8 protein-coding genes are annotated in these 18,580 nt (G+C 67.9%); 1 reads left to right on the plus strand and 7 read right to left on the minus strand.

Annotated elements, in window-relative coordinates; all coding sequences use genetic code 11:
* Nucleotides 1-2: 2 nt before the first annotated feature.
* Complete coding sequence (locus AC0Z35_RS07845; RefSeq protein ID WP_485131707.1) at nucleotides 3-1,145, minus strand: metallophosphoesterase; 1,143 nt, start codon at nucleotides 1,143-1,145, stop codon at nucleotides 3-5.
* Nucleotides 1,146-1,398: 253 nt separating this feature from the next.
* Here AC0Z35_RS07845 and fhuE point away from each other — a divergent pair, with 253 nt between their 5' ends.
* A complete protein-coding gene (gene fhuE, locus AC0Z35_RS07850; protein ID WP_485131708.1) occupies nucleotides 1,399-3,612 on the plus strand; it encodes a ferric-rhodotorulic acid/ferric-coprogen receptor FhuE in 2,214 nt (737 codons plus the stop codon).
* 200 nt (nucleotides 3,613-3,812) lie between these two features.
* Here fhuE and treY read toward each other — a convergent pair whose 3' ends face one another.
* From treY to treS, 6 genes are read right to left on the minus strand one after another with little or no spacing between them, the layout of a single operon-like run.
* A complete protein-coding gene (gene treY / locus AC0Z35_RS07855) occupies nucleotides 3,813-6,710 on the minus strand; it encodes a malto-oligosyltrehalose synthase (protein ID WP_485131709.1) in 2,898 nt (965 codons plus the stop codon).
* Complete coding sequence (gene malQ, locus AC0Z35_RS07860) at nucleotides 6,707-9,076, minus strand: 4-alpha-glucanotransferase (RefSeq protein ID WP_485131710.1); 2,370 nt, start codon at nucleotides 9,074-9,076, stop codon at nucleotides 6,707-6,709. The genes treY and malQ overlap by 4 nt, the downstream gene beginning before the upstream one ends.
* Nucleotides 9,073-10,872 carry a malto-oligosyltrehalose trehalohydrolase gene (treZ, locus tag AC0Z35_RS07865; RefSeq protein WP_485131711.1) on the minus strand — a complete coding sequence of 600 codons (1,800 nt, stop codon included), beginning with the start codon at nucleotides 10,870-10,872 and terminating at the stop codon, nucleotides 9,073-9,075. The genes malQ and treZ overlap by 4 nt, the downstream gene beginning before the upstream one ends.
* Nucleotides 10,869-12,980 carry a glycogen debranching protein GlgX gene (glgX, locus tag AC0Z35_RS07870; protein WP_485131712.1) on the minus strand — a complete coding sequence of 704 codons (2,112 nt, stop codon included), beginning with the start codon at nucleotides 12,978-12,980 and terminating at the stop codon, nucleotides 10,869-10,871. The genes treZ and glgX overlap by 4 nt, the downstream gene beginning before the upstream one ends.
* 4 nt (nucleotides 12,981-12,984) lie before the next feature.
* Nucleotides 12,985-15,192, minus strand: a complete 2,208-nt coding sequence (gene glgB, locus AC0Z35_RS07875; RefSeq protein ID WP_120155683.1) for a 1,4-alpha-glucan branching protein GlgB — start codon at nucleotides 15,190-15,192, stop codon at nucleotides 12,985-12,987.
* Nucleotides 15,189-18,578 carry a maltose alpha-D-glucosyltransferase gene (gene treS / locus AC0Z35_RS07880; RefSeq protein ID WP_485131713.1) on the minus strand — a complete coding sequence of 1,130 codons (3,390 nt, stop codon included), beginning with the start codon at nucleotides 18,576-18,578 and terminating at the stop codon, nucleotides 15,189-15,191. Before treS ends, glgB begins: the two co-directional genes overlap by 4 nt.
* Nucleotides 18,579-18,580: the final 2 nt, after the last annotated feature.

The raw sequence follows: 18,580 nt of genomic DNA on the forward strand, positions 1-18,580 counted from the left end.
GCCTACGGCGCGGCCACTCGGGCCGGTGCGCGCAGCACGATCTGCGTGATTTCGGAAGGGCGGCCCAGGCGGATCGGAAAGCCCGGCCACAGCCCGGTGCCATTACTGACATATAACTGCATGCCGTTCACCTGATATAGGCCGGACACATAGCCCTCGTTGGCCAGTTGCGTCAGCAGGTGCGGTCCCAGGATCTGGCCACCATGCGTATGGCCGGACAGTTGCAGCCCGGCCCCGGCCTGGGCGTTCAGCGCCGCGCCTGGGGGGCGATGGCTCAGCAAAATGACCGGGTCGGTCTTGGGCACGCCCTGCAATGCCCGCGCCACGTCCGGCACGGGCTGGTCGTAGGCGGCCGCCATCTTGTCGGTAACGCCCGCCAGCACCAGGCGCTGTCCATTGGGCGTCAGCGTGACGTGGTCATTGAGCAGCAGGCGCAGGCCCAGCTTTTCGAAGGCGGGCAGCCAGCGCTGGTACTCGGCGTAGTACTCGTGGTTGCCGGGGATGGCGTACACGCCTTGTGGCGCGCGCAGGGCTTGCAGCGGCAGCACATCGGCCGCGCGCGCATCGGTCGTGCCGTCGACCAGATCCCCCGTGATGACGATCAGGTCCGGGTTCAGCGCATTGGTTTTCTTGACCACCGCGTCCATCCACGGCGCTTCCAGAAGGCGGCTGGCGTGCAGGTCGGTGAGTTGCACCAGGCGAAAGCCGTCCAGTTCGGGCGGCAGCTTGGGCAGGGCGATTTCCAGCGTTTTGACATCGGGCACGCGCACGGCCTGCCACACGCCAATGACTGACAGCAGCGCAGCCGCCACCGCCGCACCCTGCGCCCAACCGCGCGCAGCCAGCAGCCCGCGACCCCGCACGCGCGAGAACACGTAGACCACCACGCCCACCACATCGCGCAGCAATAGCAGCATGGCCAGCAGCAGCAGGGCGCCAAAGGCCCAGCCCAGCGCCATCAGCAAGGTGGCGGGCACCTCGGGCGAGGCCATGGAGCCAAAGAAATTGCGCGTCACCAGATGGTGCTCGGCCACACCCACCAGCAACAGGGACAACACCCCCTTGGCAGGGCGGGATAGGGACAGGGGCAGGACGAAACGCCAGATGACGTAAAGACTGATCAGTCCGGTAAAGACATGGAACACGAAGGGATTCCTACGGAAAGCGACTGGAATAAGGGCCGAAGCCAGCGACATTATGCCGATGCGCCGGGTGCCGTGTTGGGTATGCCCACGGCGCGTAGGGACATATTTGCGTCGTGGATTTATGTGGCCATCCCCCGTGGCCATCACCCGTTGCCATCTCCCGTCGTAAATTCACAACAGCAAACGTATATGCGAATCAGTCGCATTACACTCCTTTCCCACAACGCAACCCGAAGTGGGAAAGGAAAGCAGCATGCAAGATCAAAGGCCGCTGGGCGGCAGCCCCCGTATTCATTCTTCCGATCGTCTTGCGTGGCGGCTGCGCCGCACGTCGGCGCTGGTGTTGATGGCGCTGGCGTCCAGCGGCGCGGCGGCCCAGGCGCAGGACGGCGCCGTGGCCACCTTGCCCAGCGTGCAGGTGGTGGGCGACGGTGACCCCACCACCACGGAAGGGACGGGGTCCTACACGCCGCGCGCCACGGCGGCCGGCACGGGCATGGCCTTGACGGTGCGCGAGACACCGCAGTCGGTCACGGTGGTGACACGTCAGCGCATGGAAGACGAAGACATGCGGTCGCTGGCCGACGTCATGGCCAATACCCCCGGTATCGCGGTGCAGAACTACGACAGCGAGCGCTATTCGTTCAGCTCGCGCGGGTTCGCCATCAGCAATTACCTGTACGACGGCGTGCCCACGGGCTTTGATAGCGGCTATGCGGCGGGCGAGTCGTCAATGGACACCATCATCTATGACCGCGTGGAAGTCGTGCGCGGCGCCACCGGCCTGCTGACCGGCGCCGGCAATCCGTCGGCGTCCATCAACCTGGTGCGCAAGCACGCCATCAGCCGCGAATTCAAGGCCGACATCAGCGTCAGCGCGGGCTCGTGGGACACCTATCGCGGCACGCTGGACCTGTCCACGCCGCTGAACAAGGACGGCAGCGTGCGCGGTCGCATCGTGTCCGCCTACCAGGACAACCACTCTTATCTGGACGACTACAAAAGCCAGAAGAAAGTGTTCTACGGCGTGGTCGACGCGGACATTACGTCGCGCACCACCTTCAGCGCCGGCTTCAATTACCAGGACAACAGCCCCAAGGGCAGCAGCTGGGGCGGCTTTCCGCTGTGGTACGCCGACGGCGGGCGCACCGACTGGAAGCGGTCGCTGAACACCGGGGCCGACTGGAGCTCCTGGGCCAGCACCACGACGGGCGGCTTCGCCAGCCTGGAGCATCGCTTTGACAATGATTGGCGGGTGCAGGCGGTGGCCTCGCATTCCAAGCACGAAATGGATGGCAAGCTGCTCTATCTGTACGGCTGGCCCGACCGCCAGACCGGCCTGGGCGTGAACGGGTCGCCCTCGTGGTACCTGGGCGACCGCAAGCAGAACAGCCTGGACATCAAGGCCACCGGCCCGTTCACCGCCTTTGGCCGCCGCCACGAAGCCGTGGTGGGCGCCAGCTTCACCCGCCAGTACGCCGACTTTGATTACCGCGCGGGCTTGAACGCCGCGCCGGTGGGCAACTTCTTTGACTGGGACGGCTCGTATCCGGAACCCGACTGGAGCGACACGGCGGTGACCGCCAGCCGCTACACCACCAAGCAGACGGGCTGGTACGGCGCGCTGCGCCTGAACCTGGCCGACCCGCTAAAGCTGATCGTCGGCGGCCGTTACAGCACCTGGAAAACGGATTCCGTGGGCTTTGGTGGTGGTGACCACACCGCGTTCGACAAGAACGCGTTCACGCCGTACGCGGGGCTGCTGTACGACATCAACGACAACTACACCGCCTACGTCAGCTACACGGGCATCTTCAACCCGCAAAGCTACCAGGACCGCAACGGCGGCTGGCTGGACCCGCTGGAAGGCAAATCCTACGAGGCCGGCGTCAAGGGCGAATTCCTGGAAGGCCGCTTGAACGCCAGCGCGGCGGTGTTCCAGGTGGAACAGGACAACGTGGCGCAGACCGACCCGGGTTACCTGGTGCCGGGTTCGATCAACCAGGCTTATCGGGCCGCACAAGGAACGCGCAGCCGGGGCTTTGACCTGGAAGTGTCCGGAGAAGTGACGCCGGGTTGGAACCTGGCGGCGGGCTGGTCGCACTGGACCGCGCGTGATGGCGACGGGGCGGCCATCCAGACCGACCAGCCGCGCACGCTGGTGCGCGTCTTCACCACGTATCAGCTGCCGGGCGACTGGAACCGGCTGACGGTGGGCGGCGGCGTGAACTGGCAAAGCGGCGTCTACACCATCGCCAGCGGCCCAAATGGCGACGAACGCGTGGGGCAGGGCAGCTACGCCATCACCAACCTGATGGCCCGCTACCGCTTCAACCGCAACCTGTCGGCGCAGCTGAACGTGAACAACCTGTTCGACCGCAAGTACTACAGCCAGGTCGGCTTCTACAGCCAGGGCGCGTGGGGCGCCGGCCGCAGCGCGATGGTGACGATGCGATACCAGTACTGAGCGCGATCGGTACTTGGCGGGAGCAGTACTTAGCGCGAGCAGCAGTAAACGGCAGCAGAAGTAAACGGCAGCAGCAGTAAACGGCAGCCGTACCAAGCGTGACCGGGCCGGGCGCAGCGCGGCGGCTCCGTGGGGAGTCGCCTCCCCACTCGCCGCCGCACTCGCCGCCGCGCTTGCCTTCCCGCTACTCCGTCCTTCCGCTACTCCGTCGCCAACAGCGCCACCGGCCCGTCTCGCAACAGTTGGTCCAGCGCAAGTTCGCCGGCCCCGTTCACGCTGGGACGGCGGCCGGAAAGCACGTCGCGCAAGGCGTCCATGTCCGCGTCCACGTCTGCCGGCAGCGCCACGCGGGTGCCCTCCCAGTAGGCCGCTGCCTGCGCCGGTTTGCCCTGGGCGTAGCCGGCCAGCGCCATGGCGCACAGCCTGGGCGCCACCACGAGCACACAGCGCCCGTCATGGCGGCGCAGGTACGCAATGACGTTCGCGGCGCGCGGGCCGTGCGCCGCAAGCGGCGTGTAGTCGCCCAGGCGGAAAACGTCGGGGTGACGCGCCCGCAGCCCCAGCGCGCGCTGGATCAGTGACTGCTTGATGGCGCCACTGCGCCATGTCTGCGCGTCGGTGGCGATGGGCGTGTCAACGTGCCCTGCCAGGACGTCCGGGCGCGCGTCTTCCTGCAAGGGCGCGGTGGCATCCGTTGCATCGCCTTCCAAGGTGCCGGACGGATTCGATTCGGCCAGCAGCGCCGCCCGCTCCGCGTAGTCCACCGGGCGGCGGTTGTCGGGGTCGACCAGGCTGAAGTCCCACAGGTCCGCGCCCTGGTAAAGATCGGGCACGCCGGGCACCGTGTTGCGCAGCACCGTCTGGGTCAGGCTGTTCACGAGCCCGGCGGGCGCGATTTTCAGCGCCCAGGTGCCGATGTCTCGCAGCAGGGCCTGCCCGTCGCCGGGCTGTTGCAAGGCCTCGATGCATCGTCGGGCGGCGCCCTCGTAGTCGGCGTTCGGGTCCGTCCAACTGGTGTGCAGCTTGGCTTCGCGCAGGGCTTTTTCCTGCCACTGCGCGATGCGGCCAAGAAAGTCCGCAACGGCCTGGGGCTGTTCGCTTAGCCGGTCGGGTGACAACGACAGCGGCCACGCGCCCACCAGGCTTTGCAAAAGCAGGTAGCGGTCGGCGGGGGTGGGGGGGCCGGGCGGCGCCAGCCGGGCAATCCAGCCGTCCGCGGTGCGGCGCCACTCGTCGGGGATTTCAGACAGCACGGCCAGCCGGGCGCGCGTGTCTTCGCCGCGCTTGTGGTCGTGCGTGGCGGTGGCCAGCATGGCATGCGGGTGCGTGCCCGCACGCGCGGCGCACAGTGCATGGAACTCTTCAAGCGGCAGCGTAAACCGCGTCGGGCTGGAGCCCACTTCGTTGCGGGACAACAGCGGGCCGCGTCGGTAGAACAGCGTATCTTCCAGGGCTTTGGCGGCCAGGGGCGGCGTCAGCTGCTGGAACCGGCGCAAGGCCAGCGTGCGCGCCTCGGCCTGCTGGGAATCGGGGGCGTCCGCCGAGTCGGCGCCGGGGATTGCAGCCGCAGCCGCAGCCGGTGCGGGCGTGGCAGACGTTGCAGGCGTTGCAGGCGTTGCGGACGTTGTAGACGTCGCAGACGTTGCAGCCGTTGCGGATTCGGACGGCGGCGTGCCCCCGCCCAGCCAGTGGTCCAACTGGTCCAGCAAGCGCAGGTCGGCCGACGCGTCGCCCAGCGCCGCGCGCGCCTGGTCCAGCGCGATGCGGCACCAGTGTGTATCGGCGGGGCTGCGGCCGCCGTCCTCTGCATAGGTGCGGTACACCGGGAATGCCGCCAGCAGCGCCGTCAGCACTCGGTCGATGGCGGGCTGGGTCCAATCGCGCGTTCGCGCATCCATGTGCGCGATGCGCGCCAGCGCCGTCACCAGCGCGAGCCTTTCGCTAGGGAAGTGGCGTGCCAGCATGCGGTGGCGGGCGTCGCGCAGTTGGGCCGGGGCATCGCGCGCGTCGCGGCTCAGGCTGGCCCAGAACTGTTCCAGCGGCGCCTGTGCCTGGGGGGCATGCAGCAGCGCGGCCACCTGGTCCATGAAGTCGTAGCCCGTGGTGCCGTGGGTGGGCCAATGCGGTTCCAGCGCTTCGTCGTCCGCCAGGATCTTCTCAATGACCAGATAGCCTTCGCCGGGCAGGCCGGCCTGGCTGCGGGCGTCGTCCGCCTCGCGCATGGCGCGGCGCAAGCGGCGCAGATAGGCACCGGGGCTGGCCAGGCCATCGATATGGTCGATGCGCAGGCCGTCCAGCACGCCTTCGCGGTACAAGCGCAACACCAGCGCATGCACGGCGTTGAACACGGCCTCGTCCTCCACGCGCACGCCCACCAGTTCGCTGATTTCAAAGAAGCGGCGCCAGTTGATGAGGTCGGGCGCGGTGCGCCACCAGGCCAGGCGGTAATGTTGGCGTTCCAGCAAGGCGTGCAGCCGCGCCTGGCCGGCCGCGCTGCCGGGGTCGCAGGCGGCGCACAAGGTGGCCGGGTCCCCGGTGGCCGAGCCGGGCGTTAGCGGCAACTGCTGGCCGCCGGCTTCGATATAGCTGGTGCCCGACTGCGCATCGTGCACCAGCCGGATGCCACCCGCTGCCAGGGTTTCGCTATACGGGTCGGGCAGCACGGGCAGCAACACCTTGCCGCGCAGCAGGGGGTCGGGCGCGTCCCAGTTGATGTCGAAGGTGCCGGCTTGCGCGCTTTGCCGGCCCAGCCGCAATACGTCGGCCCACCAGGCGTTGGACGCATGCGCGGCCATGTGATTGGGCACGATGTCGGCAATCAGGCCCATGCCGTGGGCGCGTGCCGCGTCTGCCAGCTTGCGCAGCGCGCTTTCGCCGCCCAGATCGTCACTGACGCGCTGGTGGTCGATAACGTCATAACCGTGCGTGGAGCCCGCCTTGGCCTGGGTGATGGGCGACAGGTACAAGTGGCTGACCCCCAACGCGGCGTAGTAGGGAAGCTGCCGGCGTGCGTCGTCCAGCGTGAAGTCGGCATGCAATTGCAGGCGCGCCGTGGCGCGGGGAATGCTGGGGGCGATGGGCGGGGCGACGGGCTTCATGAGCGGCCCCGCATGGCGCGCACGGGACGCAGGCGCGCCTGGCTGGCGGGCGCGGTCAGGCAGTCGTCCACCGACAACGGCGCCCGTTGGCGCCAGTTGGGGTGTTCGTCGATGGTGCCGGGCAGGTTGGGCTGATCCAGCTGACCCGTCAGGTCTTCCAGCGTGACCAGCATCAGCGGGCAGGGCGTGGCGGCCACAAAGCCCAGCAGTTCCGCGCTGGGCGTCTGGCGGGGCAAGGGCCGGGTCGAGGCCGTGGGCGAGGACGCCTGTACCGAACGCCACAGCGTGGCGCGTTCTTCCAGGCGGCCGGATCGTTGGGCGGGTTCTTCCTGGCCGGGGCCCAGCAGGTTCAAGCGGGAGCGCCACAGAATATCCTGGGCGTGCCACCAGCCTTCCAAAGTCGGCAAATCGTGAGTCGTGGTCATGGCAACAGCGTGTTTGGGCCATTCCGAAGGGGGCAGGAAGGCGGGGGGGGCGGATGGGGCGTCGGGTGTGTCGGACGGGTCGGAATTGCCGGATGTGTCGGATGTGTCGGATGTGTCGGATGTGTCGGAACTGTCGGAACTGTCGGAACTGTCGAAGCTGTCGGAACTGTCGGGCGTGGCAGGGGCGCGCATGAACCACAGTACGTCCATGCCCAGCACGCCGTGTTCTTCCAGCAGCGCGTCAAAGCCTTCCGGCACCGTGCCCAGGTTTTCACCCACGATCAGCGCGCGATGCAGCCACGCTTCCAGGGCAGTCAGGCGCAGCAATTCGCGCAGCGGATAGCGCACATAGCCGCCGTCTTGGGGACCGGCGCCATCAGGGATCAGCCACATCCGGGCCATGCCCAGGATGTGGTCGATACGCAGGCCGCCCGCGTGGGCCAGGCAGGCTCGCAGCATGGCCAGAAACGCCGAATAGCCCGACTTCTGCAAGGCCGCGGGCGACAGCGCGGTCAGCCCCCAGCCCTGGCCCAGCGGGTTGTAGATATCCGGCGGCGCGCCCACGCTGGCGCGCTTGACCAGGTCGGCCTGGCGGCTCCATGCGTGGCTGCCCAGCGGGCTTGCGCCCACCGCCAGGTCCGCCACGATGCCCACGCGCATGCCGGCGTCGCGGCCGGCACGCTGCGCCTGCTTCAGGCTGGCCGAGGCCAACCACTGGGCAAACGCATGCGCGTCCACCTCTTGGGCATGCTGCGCGGCGAACTGCTGCGCGGCGGATGAGCGTGGGTCGCGCAGATCGGCCGGCCATTGCGTCCACGGCACGGGCGTGCCCGCCTCCAGGCTGTGCGCCGCGTGCAGCGCTTCAAACAGCGCGTGGTCACGCAGGTCTTGCCCGCCCGCGTTGCGGAAGGCGTCGTAGGCGCGGCGCTGTTCATCGCCCGCGGCCGTGGTGAAACGTTCATGCAGACGCCGCAGCAGCTGGTGCCGGAACCCGGCGGCCGCGGGCCAATCGATCAACGGCTGGGCATCCAGCGAGCGCAAGCGCGTGTGCGTCATCCCTGCCAGGGCATCGCGCACGGCGTCGGCGCCCAGGACGGCGGCGGGATCGGCGTACAAGGTGTTCAAGAACAGCCGGCTGGACGGCGAATACGGGCTGCACTGCGCCGCGTCGGCGGCAAACATGGCGTGCACGGGGCTGATCGCCAGCGCGTCCGCGCCTGCATTGCCGGCTGCCTCGGCCAAGTCGCGCAGAGCCCCAAAGTCGCCAAAGCCATGCGTGGCCTGCGTGGGATCGGGGTGGGGCCGGCGCAGGCTGTAGACCTGCACGGCCAGGCCCCAGGCGCGCGCGTCCCGCTCTTGCAGCAGCTCGTCCACGGAAGGCGCGCGGGCGGGCGCAACGGCAAGCGTCGTCACGCCGCCGGCCGTGTGCAGCGTGTAGTAGCCCGGCGTGGACGGGGCGCGCAACATTGGCGCGGTGCCGCCCGCCTGCGTGGGTCGGCCGGTACGTTGGTCTGTGCGCAGATCTCTGCCTTGGCCTGTGTGTTGGCCTGCACCTTGGCCTGCGCCTTGTCGTCCGCCTTGGCCGGCAGGCTGGTCCTCGGGCCGGTCAATGTTCTGATCCGTCGTTTGGCCGGTGATGGCAGGCCCGGCCGGCGGTTCGATGCGATAAGCGCCGGCGCAGTTGCGTGGCAGAAACACGGCTTCACCGGTGACGGCTACCAGCATCGCGGGCAGGTGCGACTGCGATTGCATGTCGGCCAGCCTTTGTCGGCTGTCGCGAATATCCGCCTCGGACCCGGCGGGCAGGTCCATCGCGGCGAGCAGGGCGCGCAGCGTGTCGGGTGATACGCGTTGCGGGCGCTTGTCCGCGTCCGTCCAGTGTTCCGCGATACCGGCGTCGGCCGCCAACTCCGATAGCCCGGCGGGGGCGTCGGCGCTCATGCGGGTTCCTCCAGCAGCCATACCGTGCTTTCCGAGCACAGGTTGCCCTGGCACAACGCGTCGAACGCACCGGCGCGCGACTCAAACAGCAGCGCCGAGAACAAGGGCGCAGCCGACGCTTGTTGACGCGGCAGGGCCTCCGGCACGGGGCCCAGGTTGACGTACGCGGACAGCAGCGCGCCGTCCGCCAAACGCCACCTGGCATGCACGCTGTGTGCACCGACGGCACGCGCGAACACGGTCTTGGCGCCGTCCAGCCGCGGGGCGATGACGCGCTGGCGCATGTCCAGCAGCGCGCGGTAAAGGTCGCGCCACTGCTGCGCGTCGGGGCTGGCCTCGGGCGTCCAGGGGTTGCTCTGGTCCCAGGTGGTTTCGGCGTTGGGGTCGGGTACGGCCTCGCTGTTTGCGCCCGAAAACTCGGGGAAGGCGGCGAATTCGCGCTGACGACCCTCGCGTACCGCCGTGGCCAAGGCCGGGTCGGTATGGCTGGTGAAGTACAGGAACGGCGCGCGGCTGCCGGCTTCTTCGCCCATGAACACCAACGGAATCTGCGGGGCCAGCAGTTGCAGCACGACGCCGGCGCGCAGCCGTTCCGTGGTTTCGGCCAGCAGGGTCAGCCGTTCGCCGCGCGCGCGGTTGCCGGTCTGATCATGATTTTGCAGGAACAGCACAAACGACGTGGGCGACAGGTGCGCGCTGGGCTCGCCACGGGCGGCGCCCTGGCGGTAGGGCGACGGCTGGCCTTGGTAGACCCAGCCTTCGCCCAGGCAGCGCGCCAGGGCCTGGGCGGGGCGGTCTGCGTAGTCGGCGTAATAGCCGCGCGATTCCCCCGTCAACAGGTGGTGCAGCACGTGGTGCGCGTCGTCGTTCCATTGGGCGTCGTAGCCATCGGTCAGCAGGCTGGCGCGGTTGTCATCGTTTTCCAGTACCAGATGGATGTGGCGCTGCGCCGGAATCTGCCCGCGCACAAATTGCGCCAGCTCTACCAACCATTCCGGGTCAGGGATGGCGTGCACCGCATCCAGCCGCAGGCCGTCAAAGCGGTATTCCGTGAGCCAGTACAACGCGTTCTCTTCGAGGTAGCGGCGCACGGGGGGCTGGCGAAAATCGATGGCCGACCCCCACGGCGTGGCCACGTCATCCCGAAAGAACGGGGCCGCGTACTGCGACAGGTAGTTGCCGTCCGGGCCAAAGTGGTTGTAGACCACGTCCAGCATCACGCACAGGCCCAGCCCGTGCGCCGTGTCGATCAGGTTTTTCAGATCATCGGGCGTGCCATAAGCCGTGTCCGGCGCATAGGGCAGCACGCCGTCATAGCCCCAGTTGCGCGGTCCGGGAAAGTCGGCAATCGGCATCAGCTCAATCACCGTAAAGCCCATGTCGGCCAGCTCGGGCAGCTTTTGCGTCAGGCCCGCAAAGCCGCCCGCCAGGCCGGCGTGCGCTTCGTAGATGACCGCTTCGCGCCACGGCCGGCCCATCCAGGACGGGTGCCGCCACGGATAGCTGTCCGCGCCCACCACCACGCTGGCGTCGTGCACGTCGCCGTCTTGCAGGCGCGAGGCCGGGTCGGGTGCCAGCAGGCCTGCGCCCAGGCGGTATTGATAACGCGTGCCCGCCGTGCAATCGACGTCCACCTGCACAAAGCCATCGGCCTCGGGATGCAGGGGGATGGGATCACGGCCGGGAATAACCAGCGCAAGGTCGGGCGGAGCGGAGGGAGCCCACAGGCGAAAACGCGTGCGGCCATCGGGCAGCGGCAGCGCGCCGTGGGTATACGGTTCGGGCAACACGGTCATGATCCATTTCCGGAGATGCAGGTAGCAGACAGCAGGACAAGGCTGTGCGCCTGTACGGTGATTTCGTTTTCGGTGACGGGCGCGGCGGGCACTTGCGTGGCCGAGTCCAGCTCTCGCAGCCAGGCTTGGCCGGGCTCGGGCAGGGCGAAGGTGGCGGGTTCGGCGCCCGGGTTCATCAGCAGCAAAGTGATGTCCGCGCTGCCGTCCTCGCGCAGCGCCGCGCGCCGCAGCGCCATCGTGCGTTGTTGCGCGTCATCCCACGCGCCCTGGTCGATGGGGCCGCCGTGCGTGTCGAACCAGCCGATCGCGCTGACGCCGGGGCACACCTCCTGCGCCGCGTCGCCAAAGCGGGCGGCGCGCAGGCTGGGGTGGTCGCGCCGCAGCGCCACCGCACGGGCGACAAACGTGCTCAGTGCGCGGCCTTCGTCGCTTTGCGCCTGCGTCCAGTCCAGCCACGACACGGGGCCGTCCTGGCAATAGGCGTTGTTGTTGCCGTCCTGGCTGTTGCCGAATTCATCGCCCGCCAACATCATCGGCGTGCCGTCCGACATGAACAGGGTTGCCAGCAGCGCCCGCTGCACGCGGCCGCGCGTTTCCAGAATGGCGGCGTCGTCGGTCGGGCCTTCGACGCCCCAGTTGTGGCTGTAGTTTTCCGAATGACCGTCGTTGCCGCCTTCGCCGTTGGCTTCGTTGTGGCTGCCGTCGTAGCTGACCACGTCCTGCGTGGTGAAGCCGTCGTGCGACGCGATGAAGTTGACGCTGGCCCAGGGGCGGCGGTGGCGGCGGTCGAAAACATCGCGCGACCCGCACAGCCGGGCCGCCATGTCGCCGCGCATGCCTTCGTCGCCGCGCCAGTAGCGGCGCACCGTGTCGCGGTAGCGGTCGTTCCATTCCGCCATGCCGGGCGGGTGGCTACCCAGTTGGTAGCCGTCCGGGCCGATGTCCCAGGGTTCCGAAATGAGCTTCACGCCGGCCAGCACCGGGTCCTGCAACAAGGCGTCGAAAAACCCGGAGCCCGGGTCAAAGCCCGTGCCCTCGCGGCCCAGCGTCACGCCCAGGTCGAAGCGAAAGCCGTCCACGCCATACGACTGCGTCCAGTAGCGCAGTGAATCCGTCACCATCTGAAGCACGCGCGGGTGCGACAGGTTGACGGTGTTGCCGCAACCAGTGTCGTTGATGTAGTAGCGTTCTTCGCCCGGCATCAAGCGGTAGTAGCTGGCGTTGTCCAGGCCGCGCCACGACAGGGTGGGGCCCAGTTCGCTGCCTTCGCAGGTGTGGTTGTAGACCACGTCCAGTATCACTTCCAGCCCGGCGGCGTGCAGGCGGCGCACGGCCTGGCGCAGGTCGTTTGGGCCGCGTTGCAGATAGGTCGGTTCCGGCGCGAAGAACGACAGCGTGTTGTAGCCCCAGTAGTTGCGCAGCCCGCGTTCCAACAGGAAGCGGTCTTGCAGGAAGGCGTGCACGGGCAGTAGTTCGACGGCGGTGACGCCCAGGCGATGCAGATGTTCGATAAAGCGCGGGTCCGCCAGCGCGGCGCAGGTGCCGCGCAGCGGCGGGCGCAGGTCTTCGCGCTGCATCGACACGCCGCGCAGGTGCACTTCGTAGATCGTGGTGTCCGTCCACGGCGTGTCGGGCGCCTTGCTGTTGCCCCAGTTAAAGGGCACGTCTTCGGTCACCACCGCCTTGGCCATGGCCGGCGCGCTGTCGCGGCGGTCCATCGACAAATCGCCGCGCGCATGGTTCAGGCGGTACCCGAACAGCGCATCGCTCCAGCTGACCGGGCCGGTCAGCTGGCGAGCGTAGGGGTCCAGCAGCAGCTTGTGCGGGTTGAAGCGGTGGCCGTTGCGCGGGTCGTAAGGCCCATGGGCGCGATAGCCGTAGATCAAACCGGGCTGGGCATCGGGCAGGTAGCCGTGCCAGATTTCGTCGGTACATTCCGGCAGGTCGAAGCGTCGTAGTTCTTTGCGGCCGCGCGCATCGAACACGCACAGTTCGATCCGGGTGGCGTTCGCCGAGAACACGGCGAAATTCACGCCCAAGCCGTCACTGACGGCGCCCAGCGGATACGGCTTGCCGGAGGTAAGGCGGGTGAACTGAGTGGGGTCCATGGATTCAGCCTTCGTGCGTGAAGAACAAGGTGGCAAGAGGAGGTAGCGTCAGCGACAAGGATTGCGCGTGGCCGTGAGCGGGTTGGTCGGCGGACTGCGCCGCGCCCTGGTTGCCTTGGCCCGAGCCGCCGTACCAACCGGCGTCGGTGTTCAGCGTTTCGGCCCAGCGCCCCGCCAGCGGCACGCCGACGCGGTAGCCGTGGCGGGTAACGGGGGTGAAATTGCAGATGGCCAACATGGTCGATGCGCCGCTGCGGCGCAGGAACGCGGCCACGCTGTTGTCGGCGTCGTCCATGACCAGCCACGCGAAGCCTTCGGGCTGGGCGTCCATTTCGTGCAGGGCGGGCGAATCGCGATACACGCGGTTCAGGTCCGCGACCAGGCGCTGCACGCCTTTGTGGCCGGCGTCGTCCAGCAGGCTCCAGTTGATGGTGGCGTCGTGATTCCATTCGGCCGGCTGCGCCAGCTCGCCGCCCATGAACAGCAGCTTCTTGCCGGGATGCGCCCACATGAAGCCCAGGTAGGCGCGCAGGTTCGCCAGCTTGGTGCCATGGTCGCCCGGCATCTTGTTCAGCAGCGAGCCCTTGCCGTGCACCACTTCGTCATGCGATAGCGGCAGGATGAAGCGTTCGGAATAGGCGTAGGCCATGCCGAAGGTGATGTCGTGATGGTGATACTTGCGATACACGGGGTCTTCCTCCATGTAGCGCAGCGTGTCGTGCATCCACCCCATGTTCCATTTGTAGTGAAAGCCCAGGCCGCCCTCGGACACCGGCGCCGTCACGCCCGGCCATGCGGTGGATTCTTCGGCCACCACGATGGCGTCCGGCGCTTCGTGGCGTACGGTGCTGTTCAGGTCGCGCAGGAACGCCACGGCTTCCAGGTTCTCGCGGCCGCCGTACACGTTGGGAATCCACTCGCCGGCCTTGCGGCTGTAGTCGCGATAAAGCATCGAGGCCACCGCGTCCACGCGCAGGCCGTCGATATGGAATTGGCGCAGCCAGTGCACCGCGCTGGCGATCATGAACGCCTTGACTTCGGTGCGGCCCAGGTTGTAGACCAGCGTGTTCCAGTCGGGGTGATAGCCTTCGCGCGGATCGGCGTATTCATACAACGGCGTGCCGTCAAAGCGCGCCAGCCCATGCGCGTCGTTCGGAAAGTGCGCGGGCACCCAGTCCAGGATCACGCCCACGCCCATGGCGTGGCAGCGGTCCACGAAGCGGGCGAATGCCGCCGGCGGGCCAAAGCGCGCCGACGGGGCAAACATGCCCAGCGGCTGGTAGCCCCAGGACCCGCCGAACGGGTATTCCATGATGGGCATCAACTCCACATGGGTGAAGCCCATGGCCTGCGCATAGGCCGGCAGCTTGTCGGCCAGCTGGTCCCAGACGCAGCGTTCGTTGTCGGCGGCCACCCACGAGCCGGCCTGCACTTCGTAAATCGAAATGGGCGCGTCAGGCTGTTGGCGCGCGCCGCGCGATTGCATCCAGTCTTCGTCCGTCCAGACGTGGGGCGTGGGGTCGTCCACTACCGACGCGGTCGCGGGTGCGGCCTGCGCACGTCGTGCCATGGGGTCGGCCTTGAACACGATGGCGCCCGCGCTATCGGTGATGGCGAACTTGTAGCAATCGCCGGCGCATACGCCGGGGATGAACAATTCCCACACGCCGGCGGCGTGGCGCAGGCGCATGGGGTGCCGGCGGCTGTCCCAGCTGTTGAAGTCGCCCACCACCGCGACGCGGCGCGCATTGGGCGCCCAGACCGCGCACCGCAGCCCGGACACGCCGTTCATTTCCACCAGGCGCGCGCCCAGCAAGTCCAGCGCGGCGCGCCAGTCCCCGCTGGACAAGGCGCCCAGGTCCGCGTCCGACAACACCGGCCCGAAGGCATACGGGTCCGCCGTCACCTGTTCCGTGCCGGGCCATTGGATAGCCAATTGATAAGAGGCCGGGTCGCCGGGGCGGGCGCCGGGTGCGGCGCCGGTGTACAGGCCGTGTGCTTGTTCATGCAGTGGCGTCCGGGTGCCATCCGCGCTGATCACCGCCACCGCGTTGGCGCCGGGCAGCAGCGCGCGAACGGCGCCGTCATGCGGTCCCAGCACGGCGAAGGGGTCGGCGTGCTGGCCCCCGGCCAGGGCTTGCAGCGTGGCCGCGTCAACCTGGCCGGCGGGGGTGGAGGACGGCGGCAAGCCACCGTTGTCAGGAAGGCTCATCGTGTTTTTTCCTCGGCGCTGATCGCCGCATCTTGCAAGAGTTCTCGTGCCAGTCCGGTCAGGGCGCACAGCGGGATAGAGATCCAGTCCGGCCGGTGCGCGGCTTCGTAGCTAACTTCGTAAGCGGCTTTTTCCAGTTGGGCCAGCTTGAGCAGGGTGTCTTCCTGCGCGCCCGGCAGCGCAATAGCCGTGGAAGCCGCTTCCTGGTAGCCCTGCAAGAAGGCCTCGACCGCGCGCGACCCGAAGCGCGCCAGCAGCGTGTCACGCAGATCCTGCGGCACGCCCGGCGCGGCGGCCGAGTCGGCGGCCCCCGCGTTGGCGTCGGTGGGCGCACCGCCCATCGGGTCCGATCGCGCCACCGACGCGGCGGCGTAATCGAACGAGCGCAGCATGCCCGCCACGTCCTTGTACGGCGTGGTGATGTTGCGCCGGGCCTCCAGCGTCTGAATCGGTTCGCCTTCGAAGTCGATCAGGTATGCGTCGGTCTGCGCCACCAGCACCTGGCCCAGGTGGAAGTCGCCATGCACGCGAATCAGCGGCGCGCCCACCAACGCCTGCGCCATCGTGTCCACCTGCTTGCGCAGCCGGTCGCGATGTTCAAACAGCCACTGCGCGCAAGCGTGCGACGGTGCTTCCAGGCGGTCCATCACCGCGCGCAGGTCCTCGTCGGCGCGGTCCAGTTGCCCGGCGATGCGCGTGGCGTGCGCCTGGGCATCCTCGGCGGTGGCCGTCTGCACCGGAAAGGCCGGGTCGTCCGTGGCTTGCGCCAGCGCGTTGTGCAGCTCGGCCAGACGGCGGCCGATGGTGCCGGCCATCACCGTGTAGCCTTCCAGGCTGGCCTCGAATTCCTCGGGGCTGTTGCCGCCCAGCAGGGCCGCGCCCAGCGTGCGTTTCAGGTAGTCCAGGGTCCACGTCCACGCATCGCCTTCGTTGCTGACGAAGGCGTGCATAACCGCCAGCGTGTGCGGCACCCCTTCGGCGTCCACGCGCACCACCTCGCCCAGCAGCGCGGGAATGTTGGCGTAGCCGGCGCGCGTCAGATGGCGCGACACCTCGACTTCCGGCGACACGCCGGGCTTCACATTGCGGATCAGCTTCAGGATGGCCTGGTTGGCCACGATCACCGAGCTATTCGATTGTTCGGCCCGAATCCACTGCAATTCGGGTTCCGTGCCAAAGTCCACGTCGGCCAGGCCGGGTTCGGGCAGGTAGCGGATGACGCCGGGTTTGTCGCCCGGCTTGCCGCCGTCGCGCCCGTCCAGTTCCTGCTTGGCGCGCAGCGCGTCGATCACGCCCAGCACAAAGCCGGGTTGCAGGAAGGCGTCGGCCAGCGTGCCCACTTCCGGGCCGCGCCGCACCCGCGCGATGGGGTATTGCACCTGCGCGGTTTCGTCCCACACCAACACGAACGGGGCTTGCACGCGCAGGCCGTCGTCTATGCCGTCTTCGGGTTCGACTTCGGCCCAGTAGAACTCGCCACCGGCGCTGCGGCCGCCGCCCATGCCCGCGCTGCTGGCGGCAAAGGGCGTGGCGTAGGCCAGGCGCGCGCGAGACGGCGCCTTCGACCCCGGGAACCAGCGCTGGCGCGCCAGGTACTCGGGCAGCACTTCGTTTTCCAGCACGTTGCGCGACGAGTCCGTCAGCGCGGCGCCACCGCGCGACTTCAACACCAGCGTCGTCAGCTCGGGCATCTGAGCGGGGCCGCTGGCATGCCATCCCGGCGGCGCGGCGTCCATGCTCAGGTCCATCCAGTAAAAGCCGTAGGGCGGCAAGGTCAGCAAGTAGGGCAGTTCACCGATGGCCGGAAACGGCGTGCCGCCCAGCATTTCCACCGGCACGCGGCCGTTGAATTCCTGCAAGGGCAGTTCCACCGGCTGCGCCGCGTTCGACAGGTTGGCCACGCACAGGATGGTGGTGTCGTTCCACTGCCGCAAGTAAGCCAGGATCTTGCGGTTGCCGGCCTGGATGAAGCGCAGCGTGCCCCGGCCAAACGCATGCGTCTGGCGGCGCTGCGCCAACATGCGGCGCGTCCAGTTCAGCAGCGAATGCGGGTCGCGTTGCTGGGCTTCGACGTTGACCGCCTCGTAGCCGTACAACGGCCCCATCAATACCGGCAGCGGCAGGCGCTCGGGGTCAGCGCGCGAAAACCCGCCGTTGCGGTCCGGCGACCACTGCATCGGCGTGCGCACGCCGTCGCGGTCGCCCAGATGCACGTTGTCGCCCATGCCCAGTTCGTCGCCGTAGTACAGCACTGGCGTGCCGGGCATGGACAAGAGCAGGCTGTTCATCAGTTCGACGCGGCGGCGGTCGCGCTCCAGCAAGGGCGCCAGACGGCGGCGGATACCCAGGTTGATGCGCGCGCGCGGATCGGCGGCGTAGACGCTCCACAGGTAATCGCGTTCGCGGCTGGTCACCATTTCCAGCGTCAGCTCGTCGTGGTTGCGCAGGAAAATAGCCCACTGGCAGGTGTCCGGAATATCCGGCGTCTGGCGGATGATGTCGGTAATCGGAAAGCGGTCTTCCTGCGCGATGGCCATGTACATGCGCGGCATCAGCGGAAAGTGGAACGACATATGGCATTCGTGGCCCGCGCCGAAATACTCCTGCGCATCCTCGGGCCACTGGTTCGCTTCGGCCAACAACAGCCGGCCCGGGTATTCCTGGTCGATCACCGCGCGGATCTGCTTGAGCACCTGGTGCGTTTCGGGCAGGTTTTCGTTGTTGGTGCCTTCGCGTTCCACCAGGTACGGCACGGCGTCCAGCCGCAGCCCGTCCACGCCCATGTCCAGCCAATAGCGCATGACGGACAGCACTTCCTTGAGCACCTGCGGGTTGTCGTAGTTCAGGTCGGGCTGATGGGAATAGAAGCGATGCCAGAAGTAGGCATTAGCTTCGGGGTCCCACGTCCAGTTGGACTTTTCCGTGTCGCAAAAGATGATGCGCGTGCCGGCGTAGGCCTTGTCGTTGTCGGACCACACGTAGAAGTTGCGCGCCGCCGATCCCGGGCGCGAGGTGCGCGCCCGCTGAAACCAGCGGTGCTGGTCCGACGTGTGGTTGACCACCAGTTCGGTAATGACGCGCAGCCCGCGGGCGTGGGCTTCGCGGATCAGCTTGCGCACGTCGGCCACCGTGCCGTAGTCGGGATGCACCCCGCGATAGTCCGCGATGTCGTAGCCATCGTCGCGCCGGGGCGACGGGTAGAACGGCAGCAGCCAGATCGTGTTCACGCCCAGGCTGGCGATGTAGTCCAACTTCATGATCAGGCCGGGCACGTCTCCCACCCCGTCGTCGTTCGAGTCGAAGAACGACTTCACATGCAGCTGATAGATAACGGCGTCCTTGTACCAAAGGCCGTCATCCTTGATGGGACTGGTTTCACTGATCATCG

Source organism: Achromobacter sp. 1L-A-4-B-C2 (genome assembly GCF_057291955.1).